The sequence below is a fragment of the Coleofasciculus sp. B1-GNL1-01 genome (assembly GCF_040220235.1).
GTDB lineage: Bacteria > Cyanobacteriota > Cyanobacteriia > Cyanobacteriales > Coleofasciculaceae > Coleofasciculus.
Map to the genome: position 1 here is coordinate 37,606 of NZ_JAVJTO010000134.1, position 16,787 is coordinate 54,392.

Genomic DNA, 16,787 nt, shown 5'->3' on the forward strand with positions numbered 1-16,787 from the left:
ACCATGCAACATTTAATCAACCGCTTTTTGATTAGCAGCGTGACTCTCAGCTTTTGGACAAATGTCACAATAGCATCGGCTCAAATTGTCCCCGATAATACACTTCCGGTTAATTCTCAGGTCGATACATTTCAGGTGACGGGGATTCCGGTTCACCTAATTACAGGAGGAACGGAAATACAGGGAGTTAATCTGTTCCATAGTTTTGAAGATTTTTCCGTACCGACAGGAAATGTAGCATTTTTTAATAATGGCTTGAATATTGAGAACATTTTGAGTCGGGTAACGGGTGATAATCTATCGAATATCGATGGGTTGATTCTGGCAAATGGCACAGCTAATCTGTTTTTAATTAATCCGAATGGGATTATTTTTGGTGAGAATGCTCGGTTAAATGTTGGCGGTTCTTTTGTCGCATCTACAGCGAATGCCATTGGTTTTGGGAATCAAGGTATTTTTAGTGCAACTGATCCAGAGGCTCCGCCTTTACTCACGGTTAACCCAGATGTGCTTTTCTTTAATCAATTGGCGGCTCAAGGAGTGAGTTCGATTGAGGTGAGAGGTTCTCTATCTGTACCGTCGGGGGAAACTTTGTTACTTGTGGGGGGAAATGTTGCCCCTTCTTTGACTTCAACGGGGGAACTATTAATCGATGGTGGCAGTTTAACTGCTCCCGGTGGTCGAGTGGAATTAGCGGGAGTCGGCGCACCAGGAGAGGTAGGATTAACAGTTGATAAGGGGAATTTAAGATTAGATTTTCCAGAGGATTTGGCGCGGACGGATATAGCAATTTTTGGTAGTACTATCGATGTGGTAGGAGTCGATGGTGGTGATATTGTCATTTATGCCAGAGATTTAACCATCGGTAGCAGTATTGTCGGCAACCAACCTGATTTAGGGGAAACTTATACGCTGCACATTTCGATTGAAAATCAGGCAATAGATTCCCAGAATCCGAGCCAAGAAACTGAACCCAATAACTCAATTCATCGAGCGCAAAGCCTTGATGGTTCGTTCTCACTCGCGACTAATCCTAATATTGAATCTTCGACGACAATTCCATTTGTCTCGATTTCCGGTACAGGAGATGGAACATTTGACTACTACTCATTTACGGTGGAAACGGCTGGGAGTCGGGGTATCTTTGATATTGACCAAGGCGATACGGGTGGAGCAGGTAGCTTAGACACAGAGATTTTTTTGTTTGATGCTCAGGGAGGGTTACTGGCAAGTAATGATGATGCACCCACTACTCAGGGAGCCGACGGTAGCATCAGCATAGCAGATTCCTATATAAGTTTTAATTTTGATACGCCTGGCACTTATGTAATTGGGGTGGGTAAGTACAATTCCAATTCAAAATTTAGTCAATTGACGGCTGGAATCGCTTCAGGTTTGGGTTCAGTAGATGCTCAAGCGGGGGATATTACCATTGATGCAACTGGAACCGTGGCTTTAGCCGAAGGGGTGATTGGTAATAATGTTGAAAATGGAGCCACAGGAAGCGGAGGAGATATCAGGATTGCAACTTCCTCAGTTTCTCTAACGAATGGCGCTAGAATTGACGCCTCTACCTGGGGAGAAGGAAATGTGGGTCAGGTCGTAATTCGGGCAACGGATAGCCTCTTATTGGATGGGGAAGATAGTCAAGGATTTGTGAGTGGAATTTTTAGTCGAGTGAAATCAGGAGCTATGGGAAATTCTGGAGGAGTAGAAATTGAGACTGGCTCTTTAAGTTTAAGTAATGGCGCTCTAATTAATACCAGCACTGAAGGAGAAGGAGATGCTGGCCAGGTTATCATTCGAGTAACGGATAGCCTCTTATTGGATGGGGAAGATAGTCAAGGCTTCGGCAGTAGTGTTTTTAGTCGAGTGGAATCAGGAGCCAAGGGAAATTCTGGAGGAGTAGACATTGAGAGTGGTTCTTTAACCGCTACTAATGGCGGTCGAATTAATGCTTCTACTTTTGGAGAAGGAAATGTCGGTCAGGTTGTCATTCTAACAGATAGCCTTTTAATTGATGGAGAAGATAGTCGAGGATTACCCAGTGGTATTTTGAGTACAGTCCAGCCAGGAGCCAAGGGTAATTCTGGCGATGTGGACATTGAAAGTGGCTCTTTAATCGTTACTAATGGCGGTCGAATTAATGCCTTTACCTTTGGAGAAAGAGATGCGGGTCAGGTGGTAATTCGGGTGACCGATAGCCTCTTGCTGGATGGAGAAAATAGTCAAGGATTACCCAGTAGTGTTGTGAGTCAAGTGGAATCAGGAGCTATGGGTAATTCTGGGGGTGTGGATATTGAAACTGGCTCTTTAACTGTAACTAATGGGGCAAAAATTTCTGCTTCTATTCTTGGAGAAGGAGATGCGGGTCAGGTGGTAATTCGGGTGACCGATAGCCTCTTGCTGGATGGAGAAAATAGTCAAGGATTACCCAGTAGTGTTTTGAGTCGAGTGGAATCAGAAGCTAAGGGAAATTCTGGAGGAATAGAAATTGAAAGTAGATCTTTAACTGCAACTAATGGCGCTCTAATTGATGCTAGTACTGAAGGAGAAGGAAATGCAGGTCAGATGGTCATTCGGGTAACCGATAGTCTCTTATTGAATGGGGAAAGCCGTCAAGGATTTCTCAGTGGTGTTGTTAGTCGAGTGGAATCAGGAGCTAAAGGCAATTCAGGGGGCGTGGACATTGAGAGTGGTTCTTTAACTTTAAGTAATGGCGCTATAATTGATGCTTCGACCTGGGGAGAAGGAGATGCGGGTCAGGTGGTAATTCGGGCAACCGATAGCCTCTTATTGGATGGGGAATTTAGTCAAGGATTCGGCAGTAGTATTTTTAGTACCGTACAGCCGGGAGCTAAGGGAAATTCTGGAGGAGTAGACATTGATACTGGCACTTTAACTTTAAACAATGGCGCTATAATTGATGCTTCGACCTGGGGAGAAGGAGATGCGGGTCAGATAGTAATTCAGGTAACAGATAGCTTTTTATTGGATGGGGAAGATAGTCAAGGATTACCTAGTGGTGTTTTGAGTACAGTGTTCTCAGGAGCCAAGGGAAATTCTGGGGGTGTGGATATTGAGACTGGCACTTTAACTGCAACCAATGGTGCACGAATTATTACCTCGACTTTTGGAGGAGGAAATGCGGGTCAGATAGAAATTTGGGCAATAGATAGCCTCTTGTTGGATGGGGAATCTAGTCAAGGATTTCTCAGTGGTGTTTTGAGTCGAGTGGAAGATGGAGCCAAGGGAAATTCTGGGGGTGTGGACATTGAAACTGGCTCTTTAACCGCTACCAATGGCGCACTAATTGATGCCTCGACCTTTGGAGAAGGAAATGCGGGTCAGATAGAAATTCAGGTAACGGATAGCCTCTTATTGGATGGGGAATCTCGTCAAGGAGACATCAGTGGCATTTTTAGTCAAGTGGAATCAGGAGCCAAGGGGAATTCTGGAGGAGTAGAAATTGAGACTGGCTCTTTAACCGCTACCAATGGCGCACTAATTATTGCCTCGACCTTGGGAGAAGGAAATGCGGGTCAGATAGAAATTCAGGCAACGGATAGCCTCTTATTGGATGGGGAATCTCGTCAAGGATTACCTAGTGGTGTTGCTAGTCAAGTATTACCAGGAGCTAAGGGAAATTCTGGGGGTGTGAACATCGAGACTGGCTTTTTAAGTGCGACTAACGGCGCTCAAATTACTGCCAGTACGGGAGGAGAAGGAGATGCGGGTCAGATAGAAATTCGGGCAACAGATAGCCTCTTATTAGATGGGGAATCTCGTCAAGGATTTCTCAGTGGTGTTTTTAGTACAGTGGAATTAGGAGCTAAGGGAAATTCTAGGGGTGTAGACATTGAGACTGGCTTTTTAAGTGCAACTAATGGCGCTCAAATTACTGCCAGTACGGGAGGAGAAGGAGATGCGGGTCAGATAGAAATTCGGGTAATGGATAGCCTTTTATTGGATGGGGAATCTAGTCAAGTATTCTCCAGTGGTGTTTTTAGTACAGTGGAATCAGGAGCCAAGGGAAATTCTGGGGGTGTGGACATTGAGACTGGCTCTTTAACCGCAACCAATGGCGCACTAATTGATGCCTCGACCTTTGGAGAAGGAGATGCTGGTCAGGTCGTAATTCGGGCAACGGATAGTATTCTATTGGATGGGGAAGATAGCCAAGGATTCGGCAGTAGTATTTTTAGTACAGTGCAGCCAGGAGCTAAGGGGAATTCTGGAGGAGTAGACATTGAGAGTGACTCTGTAACCGCCACTAATGGCGCTCAAATTTCTGCCGAAACCCAAAGTACGGGTATGGCTGGAGGGGTAAGAATTTCTGCTACAGATTTTATCCAATTGATTGAGGATAGTTCCATCCGTGCTAATGCCACGGCGACAGGTGCTGCTGGAGATATTATCTTAAACACTCAACAATTGACTCTGGAAAATAATGCACAGATACTAGCATCCAATATCTCCAGTCGGAGTGAGGGTATTACCCTAGAAGGCTTGGATACCTTGAGTGTTAGCCAGAATAGTGCAATTTCGGCTTCAACTCAAACAGGTGCAGCTGGAAATTTAAGAATTAATTCTAACTCCCATCCGGCTAATTCGGTGCAAGTGAGTCATGATAGTCGCCTATCTGTAGAAGCGATTCAAGGTGGCACAGCCGGTGATTTAACTGTGAAAACCTCTCAGATGTCTGTCGAAGATGGGTCATCTGTAACTGTGAGTAGTTCATCGGGACGAGCCGGAAATTTGACGATTTGGGCAAACTCCCTGGTTCTTGATGACGGTCAACTTACGGCGGAAACCGGAACCAGTGGTGTAGAAGCTGGGGCGAATATCAGTTTGGACGGCTTAGACATATTACTCATGAGGGATGACAGCTTGATTTCTGCCAAAGCCTCTGGTGATGCCAATGGCGGTAATATCGACATTAACACCCTTTTTCTGTTAGTCCTACCCCCAGAAGGTGTCAACGGCAGTGATATTATTGCTAGTGCTGAACGGGGTGATGGGGGTCGCATTATTATCACGGGTGAAGGCATTTTTGGCATTGAGGAACGTCCAGCTATTCCCGGCAATCGGACTAACGATATTGATGCCAGTTCTCAGTTTGGCAATCCGGGTCAAGTCATAACCAATGTACCCCTTGATCCCAGTCGAGGTCTGATTCAATTACCTAGCACTTTTATTGACCCCTCTGGACAAATTAATCGGACTTGTGCCCCTAGTAATCGTCAGAATCAATTTATGGTCACGGGACGGGGAGGTTTACCGGAAAACCCGACGGATTTAGTTAGTCCTGACTGGGTACAAGATGATTTTGGTACGGTGATACCCAGGGAGGAAGATGAGGAAATAAAAGAACCAGCGGACGAGGAGAATTCTTCTATTTCTCATCCTCCCAAACAGATTATTGAAGCTCAAGGTTGGATTATTGATGCTGAAGGTAATGTGGTGTTGACGGCTAATGTTCCCAATGGAACGCCTCACGGCGGTTGGCAAAATTCGGTCAATTGTCAGGTTTCTGCCCCGTAGAGACTCCTCATGCTACGTCTCTACAATTGACAGGATTGCTGATTCTTTCTTTAGAGGCTGCTGAATAAGTCTTGTGGTGGGAATAGGGAATAGGGCATAGAGAATAGACAACGGCTATAAATGGTGCGTTAGCGAAGCGTAACGCACCCTACAATTTCGCAATGATTTGGTGGGTTGCGAAGAGGACACCCTGACAAACATTGAAGATAATAAAATATAGATTAGTCAATCTGAAGAAAACTGACGCAAATAATAAAACATCGCTGCGATTTCAGGAGTAATCCCAGTAAACCGAATACTGAAACATCTGGGATTATCTACCGATTTCTCAACAACTTTCGCGTAAATATCTCCTAATTCCTTTGCCTTGTGGGTTCCTGTGACTAAGTTAATCTTGAGGTTACTGAACAATTCTACAGACTTTTGGGTGTGAATCTCAGCCCCATGAGTCGATAATTTTAAAATCGCCCCGTGACCGACTGTTTCCCCTAAATACTTCCCCTCTAAAACCGTGTACTGGATTTTAATTTCCTTCACTAAGACGACAAAATTTGAGTCTGATTTCGGCAAAAATAAATTAAACTGACCGCCAATCCCACCAATCTCATAAACCATAATCAGTTCACAAAAGCCTTTCGGGTGAACTTTAAATTTCCTATCAACCCTGAGAAGTGAACCCACCTGTTTAAACAGATACTCAGAAATTAAAATTTGTCCACCAACGGTATAGGATTCAATCCGAGACGCCAAGTTAACCGGATTACCAACAATCGCATACTTTGCCCGTTTTTGTGACCCAATATTCCCCGCTAATACATCTCCCCCATGAATGCCAATCCCCATTTCTAAGGTTGGCAAATCTAGGGTATCATTGTACTGATTAACATCCGCCATCGCCAATTGCATCGCAATCCCACAAGCGATCGCGCGTTGGCAATCGTCCTCTCGCTCAATCGGCGCACCAAATATAACCAGCATCCCATCACCCATAATCTCACTAATCACACCCTGATAGTGATCAATCACATCCGTCATCACTTGCAAGTAATGGTTAATGACTATCATGCCTGTCTTCGGCGACATTCGTTGGGAAATTGCTGAAAATCCCCTTAAATCGGAAAATAAAACCGTAACCTGGCGGTTTTCTCCACCTAACTGCAATCCTTGAGGCGTCTCCAGCAAATTCGCCACCACTGCATCCGTGACATAGCGACCAAATATGCGGCGCATCTGATCCGCACCGTAAGCCACATACCCGATAATCGCGATCGCAGACCCCGTTAACCCCAGAATCGGCGGTATCACGGGAATCCACCACCCCTGCAAAAACGCCCAGTAACAGCCGCCAACCAAGCTACCGCCCACTAAAATCAGACTCACCACCTTAACAGGCGATCGCCCAGTCACACCCCCCCGATAACGTTGTCTCCAGGTCAATATCGCCCCGACTACCGTCCAAGCTACGATCCACAGGATTTCCCAGGGTTCCGACCAAACCTGAATCAGCGGACGCCCTTCTAACGCCGCACTCAGTATCTGACTCACCACATCTGCATGAATTTCCACCCCCGTTGATTGATTCACCAACCCGCGACTATAGGGGGTGAAAAAGTGATCAGCAACACTTTCAGCGGTGACTCCAATCAAGACAATGCGTCCTGCCAAAGCAGCGCCGGAGGCATCGCGTCCCCAATCTTTTGGTATTGTTCCCTCTAGGACATCCGAAATCGAAACCGACTCAAACCCTTGCCTGAGATTGCGAAAATTAGAGATGATCTGAAATCCACCCGCATCTGTCCGGACATAGCCCCCATCATGCTGATTGAAACGAGTAAAAATAGCTTGACCCAACCGATACTGAGTTCCCGCCTCATCGACTTGCTCAAGCGTAATCCCTTCTGCCTCTAAATAAGTCAACGCTAACATCGTGCTAAAACTAGGGATAATGTCCCCCGATGGAGTTCCCAGAGACAGTAAACTGCGACGAACTTTACCATCACTATCCACAACCAAATCATTCGCGCCAATCTGACCCAATTCGTTCAATACTGGTGGTGGATTAACTGCCGTTCCCGACCCATCTCCGGCTACCTTACGAATGCCAATCAAATTCGGAGTCGATTGAAATACCTCAACCAATTCCTGATACCCAGGTTCTACAGGTAAATCGCGATACAGATCCAAACCAATGGCTCTGGGTTGTTGTTGTTTGAGTATTTTTAGTAATTGGGCAAGTGTCCGATCTGAGGGGGGCCACTTGCCGAGTTTTTGGATATCCTGCTCATTAATTTCAACAATCACAATCCGCGAGTCCACCGCTTCAGGGGGACGCCAGCGAAAAAATTGATCCAGAGCGGCGAGTTCCAGTTCTTGCAGCCATCCCGCCCAGCGTAACCCGATGACGATTCCCGCTACAGTCGGAGCCGCAATAAACACACCCCGCCATTGCCAGAGTTGTTTTCTCAGTGTTGCCCACATAACCTCAATCGACCCCCGCAAAGAAACAGGTTTAGCTGTTATCTTACCTGTAAGTCGTCGGATAAAATTATGAGACGAGGGAACAGGGAATAGCGAACAGGGAATGGTTGTAGTGCGAGCGTCTCGCTCGCTATTGTGTATTTGTCTTCCTCGTGTGAGGTTACTCCACCTTTCGGGTTCTCCTCTAAAGTACGAGAAGGCTTCGTCTTAAACTGATAAGTAGATTGGTGAAAATAAATTCAACCATATTAAGTTATGCAAACCCAACTCAAATCCTTACATAAACGTAGCTTGCTTGGCGCTCCCTTGAGTAAGCTGTCATGCATTTAAATTGGGTATTAGTAGCGAGCAAGATGCAAAGCCTGCGGCATGGCTTCGCTAAAGCCTGCGGCATGGCTTCGCTAAACGCACTACAAGGATTGCGCCATTATTGATATTAAGGTTTAAATGCCGAACAGCTTATGACGAATGACGATTACCACCGTTAACTTTAACAGTCTCTACCTACTTAAAACTGATGCCAATCAACCAACAGGAAACCCAAATCCCCCTATACCTGTGGACAGTTGAAGACTATCACCGGATGGTAGAAGTGGGCATTTTATCACCTGATCAACCCGTCGAATTAATAGCCGGACAGATTATCCGAAAAATGAGTCCCCAAGGAACACCCCATGCGACAGCCATTACCCTAACCCGATTGCTGTTAGAAGATAACTTAAGACAACAAGTGCTAGTCAGGACGCAACTTCCCGTAACATTAAGCGATCGCTCAGAACCGGAACCTGATGTGGCGGTGGTTATGCCCGATGTTTTACGCTACATTGATCATCACCCTCACCCCTCAGAAATCTATCTGATTATTGAAGTTGCCGATAGGACACTCAATACAGACTGCGGTATCAAGGCAAATGATTATGCCAACTCGGACATTCAAGAGTATTGGGTGCTAAACCTCAAGCAACGTCAACTGCACGTTTTTCGAGAACCGACTCCACAAGGGTATCAGCGAGAGGTAATCCTAGCGGAAAATGATCGGATTTCTCCATTACAGTTTCCGAATTTGAGCATCGCAGTGATGCAGATGTTACCACCTAGGTTCTAGGGTAGGGGTTTGGTTGCCAAACTCCTAACGGTGAGGATGTCAAGAATCTAACGTTTCACGCGAAGTCTATAAACCTGAGTCGGGGCGGGTGTAGGGTGCGTTAGCGTAAGCGTAACGCACCACAAAAGATAGTAGTGAAACCCGCCCCTACACACTTAACACTCACGTTGCACCACATACCGTGACAAGTCAGGTCAAGAATAGGGTTAAACTAGGAAAACTGGCAGCCACTATACTCTGCTAGCTGTTCATCCTATTCACACCCAACCCTTGTCCACGAAGCGCGATCGCATTATGTCCACATTCTTATTGGAAGTCGGTACAGAAGAATTACCTGCAAATTTCGTCGAGAGTGCGATTAAACAATGGCAGTCGCGCCTGTCACAAAGCCTTGATCAATACCTACTGACTCCTGACAGTATCCAAGTGTACGGCACACCCCGCCGTCTAGCGGTACTGATTCAGGGATTACCCCGTCAACAACCCGATCGCGAAGAGGAAGTTAAGGGTCCACCTGTCAAAGCTGCATTTAAAGACGGGAAACCCACCAAAGCCGCCGAAGGGTTTGCCCGTAAACAGGGCGTTAGCCTTGATGATCTGGAAATCCGAGAGACAAAGAAAGGGGAATTTGTCTTTGTTGTCAAGAAAATCATCGGTCGTTCAGCGATTGAAATTCTCCCCGAAGTCATCCCCCAGTGGATTTTTGGCTTAGAAGGAAAGCGGTTTATGTGTTGGGGGGATGGAGACTTGAAGTTTTCTCGCCCAATTCGCTGGTTGGTGGCGCTGCTGGATGATACGGTGTTGCCAATTGAATTAGTGAATGGTTCGGAAACGATAATCAGCGATCGCCTATCTCGTGGACACCGTATCTTACACCCAGAATCGGTAACCCTTGCCAAAGCTGAGGACTATGTAAAATCCTTAGAATCCGCCTTTGTGATTGTAGAACGCGATCGCCGTAAGCAGATCATCCAAGACCAAGTTCAGTCAGCCGCACAAAAACTCAACGGTCATACCCTACTCTATGAGGAACTATGGGATGAAGTCACGGATTTAGTCGAATATCCCACCGCCATTGTCGGCAAATTTGATGCAGAATACTTAATCTTACCGCCAGAGGTGGTGAAAACGGTAATGGTAACGCATCAGCGCTATTTCCCAGTATTCAAGGATGAAACAGCGACTGAATTACTGCCTCATTTTATTACCTTGTCCAATGGTGATCCGGCAAAATCTGAGATTATCGCCGCCGGAAATGAACGAGTGATTCGCGCCCGTTTAGCGGATGGCGAGTATTTCTATAAAACAGATTTAGCCTCACCCCTAGAGAGTTATTTACCCAAATTAGAAACTGTAACCTTCCAAGATGAATTAGGGTCAATGCGTCAGAAAGTCGGGCGCATCGAAAAAACCGCATCCCGGATTGCAGAGCAATTGGCAGTGTCACAGACGCAGTGGACAGATATTATTCGCGCCGCCGCCCTTTGTAAAGCGGATCTTGTCACCCAAATGGTCTACGAGTTTCCTGAATTACAGGGTGTAATCGGACAAAAGTATGCGGTGGCGAGTGGTGAATCTGAGGCGGTAGCTACGGCGATTTTTGAGCATTATTTACCCAGAGGTGCAGGGGACAAGTTACCGGAAACGTTAATCGGTCAAGTGGTGGGATTGGCAGATCGCTTAGATACATTAGTGAGTATCTTTGGCTTAGGCATGATTCCCACAGGTTCCTCTGACCCCTTTGCCTTGCGCCGTGCAGCAAATGCTGTAGTTAATATTACCTGGGAAGGGAATTTAGGGATTAATTTAGATCAGCTATTGCAGGATGTTTCTGCCGATTTTGTCGCCACCTATTCTGAGAAATCATCGCCCGTTGAAGTTTTGCAAGAGTTTTTCATTCAACGGATTCGCACCTTGCTGCAAGACGAACAGATGATTGATTATGACTTGGTAAATGCGGTTTTGGGTGAGAATGATCAGGAGTATACGCAACGGGCATTAAAAGACGTGTTAGATGTTCGCGATCGCGCTTTGTTCTTGCAAGGAATTCGGAAGAACGGCAAGCTGGATGAAATCTATGAAACCGTGAACCGTTCGGCGCGGTTATCGATGCAAGGAGATTTAGATTTCCAACAGTTAGATCCCAAAGCAGTTGTGCATCCCGATTTATTTGAAAAATCGAGTGAACCTGCTTTTTATGAAGCATTAGTTGCATTAGTGCCCCGCACTCAAACGGCACAAAAAGAGCGCAATTATCAGCAAATTGTTGATGCCTTGGCAGAGGTGACGCCAATTGTGAGTACCTTCTTTGATGATAAAGAAGCCGGGGTGATGGTGATGGACGAAAATCCAGAGATTCGCCGCAATCGGCTGAACCTATTGGGGTTACTGCGAAACCACGCACGGGTACTGGCAGAATTTGGCGCGATCGTCAAGTAGTGACGTGGCACACCTAATTTGATGGATTAGATTCGGCTTGTAGTAAGGGCTTTAGCCCTAACGGTTAAAAAACTTTGCTTGTGTAGTCGTGCTAACCAACACTCACTGTCTAGTCGTTTACCTCAAACTAGATCCCGACACCGTACAAATAGAAGAAGGATTCAGTCGAGATATGCGAGGAATTGGACATTGGGGGACGGGTGACTTAGAATTGACAATTAAGAATTTAGAGGGTTTAGAGAAAGCCAAACCCTTAATTGTCAGAAGCCATGAGGGAAACTGAAGCCTAACTGCAAATTAAATCCAATTATAAAATTAGATTTAAACTTATCACATTCAATATAGTTTTACTTGACAAAACATATCAGTCTAAGTAGGCGGCGATATAAAACATTTACAAGTCATCCAGTTCCAAGGGTTCTCGTATTTGTCGCTGGAATAATTGCTGTTGTAGCGATGGCGGCTGTTGCAACGTTTGTCGAATTTCTTGTTCGGCTTTCTGTTGCAAGTTTTCAGTTTGAGCCGATTCTAACTGTAAAAATAAATACAAAAGGGGCTGTTCTCGCTGGAGGCGTTGTTGAAATCGTCGGAGTTGTGCCGGATTGGTGAGTTGATCAATACTGGAGGGAAGTTGTTGCTCCGATAAGGGTTGCGCTTTCGCGGGTAGCGTCCAACTCAGTAGGGTTAAACCCATTGCTGCTGCCAGACGTTTAAAAGAAATGTTGGTAGTCAGCGCTTTAGCGCTTCTGGCACTAAAGTGCCTACTACGAACCCAGCTTAAGTCAGCGACATTCATTTTAAGAATCATGATGCTAAGCCTTGTTTGATGTCAACGAAAATTATTCGATGACCTTCGACATTATACATGTAGAGAGGTTCCCAGGGAACGTCCCTACAAAATTTGTAGAGACGTAACCAAATCCTAATTCATAGTCGGTAATAATTCCTGATGTTCAGGCAGTTTCCCGGTTCGTAACCATTCATCAAGTCCCTTAGGTCGCTGCATCTGATCTAACTTTTCCAGAAGGGCTTGGGCTTCTAAGACTTCTTCTTGGAGCAACACTTGGGCAGTTTGTTCCAAAATCTCTCGATTATCGTCAAGAATCTTAAGTGCCATTTGGTGGGCACCATCCACCATCGCTTTCACTTCTTGGTCAATCGCTTCGGCGACTTGGGGACTGACTGAACGACGCGGACTGCCCATTCCAGCTAGGAACTGAGATTGGGGCTTGTCAAAGGCGATGGGTCCAAGTTTATCACTCATGCCATAGATGGTGACAAACCGTTCTGCCATATCTGTCGCCTTCTGGATGTCATCACTAGCACCCGTCGAGACTTTGCCAAATATTAACTCTTCGGCTGAACGTCCCGCTAGCATAATCGCAATGCGACCGCGAATTTCATCTTCACCGACTAAAAAGCGGTCTTCTTCTGGTAGTTGCAAGGTGTAGCCTAAGGCACCAACACCACGGGGTACAATCGATATTTTCTCGACAGTACCTGCGCCCGGTATCAGGGAACCGACTAAGGCATGACCCGTTTCGTGATACGCTACTGTCTTTTTCTCGGTATCCGTCAGCACACGCGATTTTTTCTTCAATCCAGCGATGACTCGCTCAATCGCTTCATTAAAATCTGCCATGGTCACGGTATCCTGGTCTTGACGTGCTGCCAGTAGCGCCGCTTCATTAACTAAGTTGGCTAAATCAGCCCCAGCAAAACCGGGAGTCCGAATCGCCAGCTTCTCTAAGTCCACATCGTCGGCTAGTTTCACATTGGGAACATGCACCGCTAAAATTGCCTTGCGTCCAATCTTATCTGGACGGTCTACGACAACCTGTCGGTCAAAACGCCCCGGACGCTGAAGTGCTGGGTCGAGGACTTCGGGACGGTTGGTGGCGGCAATCAGAATGATACCGATATTCGGCTCAAACCCATCCATCTCATTTAAGAGTTGGTTCAGGGTTTGTTCCCGTTCATCATTGCTGCCACCAACCATTGAATTACCACCCCCACGGGATTTTCCTAAGGCGTCTAATTCGTCAATAAAGACAATACAAGGGGCATTTTCTTTTGCCTGCTTAAACAAATCGCGTACACGAGACGCACCAACCCCGACGAATAATTCAATAAACTCGGAACCGGAGAGACTGAAAAAGGGAACATTGGCTTCACCGGCAACGGCTCTGGCTAATAAGGTTTTGCCTGTCCCCGGAGGACCAATGAGTAAAATTCCTTTGGGAAATTTGGCACCCAAGCGGGTGTATTTTTGGGAATTCTTGAGAAAGTCGATGACTTCTTGCAGTTCGGCTTTGGCTTCATCAACTCCGGCTACATCGTCAAACTTGACACCTGTTTTACCTTCCGAATAAATACGGGCTTTACTTTTGCCCACATTGAGAGCGGCTGGTCCCCCAGCACCTCCTCCCGCCGCCGCACGGCGCAATAGCCATATCCAAAAGCCGAAGAATAAAAACAGCATGAACAGCCAACCTAAGATGCCTCCGTCATCGGTGTCAGACAGTGAGCCGGTAAACTCTACATTATGCTGTCGTAAAATTTCGACTAATTTCTGATCTTGGGGAACAGCGGTTGTCTCGAAACTACGAGACTCTTGGGATTCAGATGTTGCACCTTCTTTAAGTTGATAGCGAATTTGCTCTCGACCAATCGTCGCTTGCTCAACTTTATCAGCTTGGACTTGTTCCAGAAATTGACTGTAAGGAACCTGTCGGCGGTTAGCACCGAGATTGGGGAGCAGACCAAAGTTTATGAGTAAGACAGTGGCGGCGAGGAGAAATAAGCTCGTACCATACTTTTTAACCCAAGAGCGTTTGGGTTCAGATGGTTTATTGGTATTGTCGTTGGAGTTGTTATTGTCAACGGGCATAAGAATTCGCTAAAACAGAAGTTGTCATCAATGATACGATTGAAATTACAATCGGACATGATTAAGAGAGTCAGGAAAATAGGTCACGATAACCTGTAATTCGTAATTTATGAGGGCGGATGTCTCTTTCAATCTCGCACTTCATCCGGAATCTGACAGCTATCTTCTGGTAGAATTGTTAGTCCCTGGACTGTAGAGACGTTGCATGGAACGTCTCTACATGGTAATTAGATTTAAGAACAAACCATCATCAGGTTATGCCCAACGCTCACGTCATTGGTCTGGGACGCTCCGGAATAGCCGCCTCACGACTCCTAAAACAGGAAGGGTGGACGGTAACAGTCAGTGATAGCAAAACGTCTGAATCTCTGCAACAGCAACAACAAGTCCTTAATGTTGAGGGAATTACGGTTAAACTAGGTTATTCGCTCACTCTTGGCGATGCGGATTTACCTGAACTGATTGTGGTGAGTCCTGGTGTTCCTTGGGATATTCCGGTTTTAATTGAAGCCAGGAATCGAGGGATTGATACGATTGGTGAGATGGAACTGGCTTGGCGTTATCTCAAGTCCTCTCCGTGGGTTGGTATCACGGGGACCAATGGAAAAACCACGACAACGGCTTTGATTGCGGCTATTTTTCAAGCGGCTGGTTTCCATGCTCCCGCCTGCGGTAATATTGGCTATGCGGCTTGTGAATTGGCTCTGGCGCAGCCCGACAAGACGCGCCATGGCGCGTCTCTACATGAGAAACTACCCCAATCCAAAATTGACTGGGTGATTGCAGAAATTAGTAGTTATCAAATTGAGTCGTCACGGGAGTTAGCCCCAACAATTGGGGTTTGGACAACCTTTACCCCTGATCACTTGAATCGCCACAAGACGCTGGAAAATTACTACACTATCAAGGCTGACTTACTGTCGCGATCGCACGATCAAATCTTTAACGGGGATGACCCGTATTTGCGTCGGTTGGGGACAACCCATTGGTCAAAGGCGTACTGGACAAGTGTTAAGGGGCGTGACGCGACGCCTCGTCCCTGGGTGTATATTGAAAATGGCTGGGTGATGGTAGAATCGGAACCGATTGTGCCTGTGGATTCGTTGCGGATGGTGGGGAATCACAATCAGCAGAATTTACTCATGGCAGTCGCCGCCGCCCGGTTAGCTGGGATTGAGAAACAGGCAATTGTTGAGGCAATTACCAATTTTCCCGGTGTTCCTCACCGCCTCGAACATATTATCACCTGGAAGGGGATTGACTTTATTAATGATAGTAAAGCCACTAATTATGATGCGGCGCAAGTGGGATTAGCGGCGGTTGATAGTCCGGTTATTTTAATTGCTGGGGGTGAAGCGAAAGCCGGAGACGATACGCAATGGTTGAACATAATCCAAGCGAAAGCGGCGGCTGTTTTACTGATTGGTGAGGCGGCATCAGCATTTGCCCAACGCTTACAGGAAGTGGGTTATTATCGTTATGAAATTGTGGAAACACTGGCAAGAGCCGTTCCTAGAGCAGCCGAATTAGCACAACAAGATAATGCGCGTGTGGTTTTGTTGTCACCTGCTTGTGCTAGTTTTGACCAATATCAAAGTTTTGAACATCGGGGTGATGATTTCCGTCAGCAGTGTTTACAGGTTTTAGCTTAATCTTTTCAGAGGCTATGTGCCAATCGGTCGATGCGTTCGGAATAACTTTTCATCACATTCAAGGCAAACATTGGTGTTTCCTGAACCGCAAACAGAAATCGCTGTTGATCCAGAAAAGCCAAGGTACAATCTGTTTTTGCGATCGCGCTATAGGTTCTGTCACTGACTCCAATCAATGTTCCGGTACCAAACACCTCAACCTTGCCGATGGTTTCGACAATTTTACCATTGACCGAGATGTTGACTTCTCCATCTAATATGCCATACATATAGTTCGCTGGATCACCTTCTTGAAAAATAACCTGATCGGCAGAAAATGTCTTAGGTTCAGCCTGTTGTTGTAAGATGCTGACTGTGTTTGCGGGTTCTAACATGGTCTGTATGCCAGATCATTTTATGTTGGGTCATTATACCGCAAGGAGGCAAAATACCAGATGTAGCCAAAGGCAGAAGACAGAGGGCAATGGCGTGTGATTGTGTAGGGGCGGGTTTAGGGGGAGCAGGGGGAGCAGGGGGAGCAGGGGGAGCAGGGGGAGCAGGGGAAGCAATGATACATTTTCCCTGATAATGGTGCAAAGGTATGAAAGGGTTTTATCCTTTTTCTTTGAAGATGAGCCAATGTTCATGCTACTCAAAGCTTTGGTAGCCAAGGGTTTCGGTCTTGTGCAGCAAGCCCTAA

Annotated in this window: 9 protein-coding genes; 5 read left to right on the forward strand and 4 right to left on the reverse strand. The window is 46.2% G+C overall.

Features of this window, described 5'->3' with window-relative positions; genetic code table 11:
• Positions 1-3 precede the first annotated feature (3 nt).
• The gene (locus tag RID53_RS31350; RefSeq protein WP_446391822.1) at positions 4-5,544 is read left to right on the forward strand and encodes a two-partner secretion domain-containing protein; all 5,541 of its coding nucleotides are present in this window, start codon (positions 4-6) and stop codon (positions 5,542-5,544) included.
• A 225-nt stretch (positions 5,545-5,769) separates the two neighbouring features.
• Here the strand turns inward: RID53_RS31350 and RID53_RS31355 are convergent, their stop codons facing one another.
• Entirely contained in the window at positions 5,770-8,022 is a 2,253-nt protein-coding gene (locus tag RID53_RS31355; RefSeq protein WP_446391823.1) for a CHASE2 domain-containing protein, read from the reverse strand.
• A gap of 517 nt (positions 8,023-8,539) precedes the next feature.
• Between RID53_RS31355 and RID53_RS31360 the strand changes: the two genes are divergently transcribed.
• The 3 genes from RID53_RS31360 to RID53_RS31370 all read left to right on the forward strand — a co-directional run bounded on the left by RID53_RS31360 (position 8,540) and on the right by RID53_RS31370 (position 11,849).
• Complete coding sequence (locus tag RID53_RS31360; protein WP_446391824.1) at positions 8,540-9,127, forward strand: Uma2 family endonuclease; 588 nt, start codon at positions 8,540-8,542, stop codon at positions 9,125-9,127.
• 294 nt (positions 9,128-9,421) lie between these two features.
• The gene (gene glyS, locus RID53_RS31365; RefSeq protein ID WP_446391825.1) at positions 9,422-11,566 is read left to right on the forward strand and encodes a glycine--tRNA ligase subunit beta; all 2,145 of its coding nucleotides are present in this window, start codon (positions 9,422-9,424) and stop codon (positions 11,564-11,566) included.
• An 88-nt stretch (positions 11,567-11,654) separates the two neighbouring features.
• The gene (locus RID53_RS31370) at positions 11,655-11,849 is read left to right on the forward strand and encodes a hypothetical protein (RefSeq protein WP_446391826.1); all 195 of its coding nucleotides are present in this window, start codon (positions 11,655-11,657) and stop codon (positions 11,847-11,849) included.
• A 111-nt stretch (positions 11,850-11,960) separates the two neighbouring features.
• On the opposite strand, the gene RID53_RS31375 is transcribed toward RID53_RS31370, so the two are convergent.
• Positions 11,961-12,374: a hypothetical protein gene (locus RID53_RS31375; RefSeq protein WP_446391827.1), complete on the reverse strand. Its 414-nt coding sequence runs from the start codon at positions 12,372-12,374 to the stop codon at positions 11,961-11,963.
• Positions 12,375-12,488: 114 nt separating this feature from the next.
• Positions 12,489-14,456 carry an ATP-dependent zinc metalloprotease FtsH gene (ftsH, locus tag RID53_RS31380; RefSeq protein WP_446391828.1) on the reverse strand — a complete coding sequence of 656 codons (1,968 nt, stop codon included), beginning with the start codon at positions 14,454-14,456 and terminating at the stop codon, positions 12,489-12,491.
• Between the two features lie 257 nt (positions 14,457-14,713).
• Here ftsH and murD point away from each other — a divergent pair, with 257 nt between their 5' ends.
• Positions 14,714-16,108, forward strand: a complete 1,395-nt coding sequence (gene murD / locus RID53_RS31385) for a UDP-N-acetylmuramoyl-L-alanine--D-glutamate ligase (protein ID WP_446391829.1) — start codon at positions 14,714-14,716, stop codon at positions 16,106-16,108.
• Between the two features lie 5 nt (positions 16,109-16,113).
• Here murD and RID53_RS31390 read toward each other — a convergent pair whose 3' ends face one another.
• Entirely contained in the window at positions 16,114-16,482 is a 369-nt protein-coding gene (locus RID53_RS31390; protein WP_446391830.1) for a Crp/Fnr family transcriptional regulator, read from the reverse strand.
• Positions 16,483-16,787 lie beyond the last annotated feature (305 nt).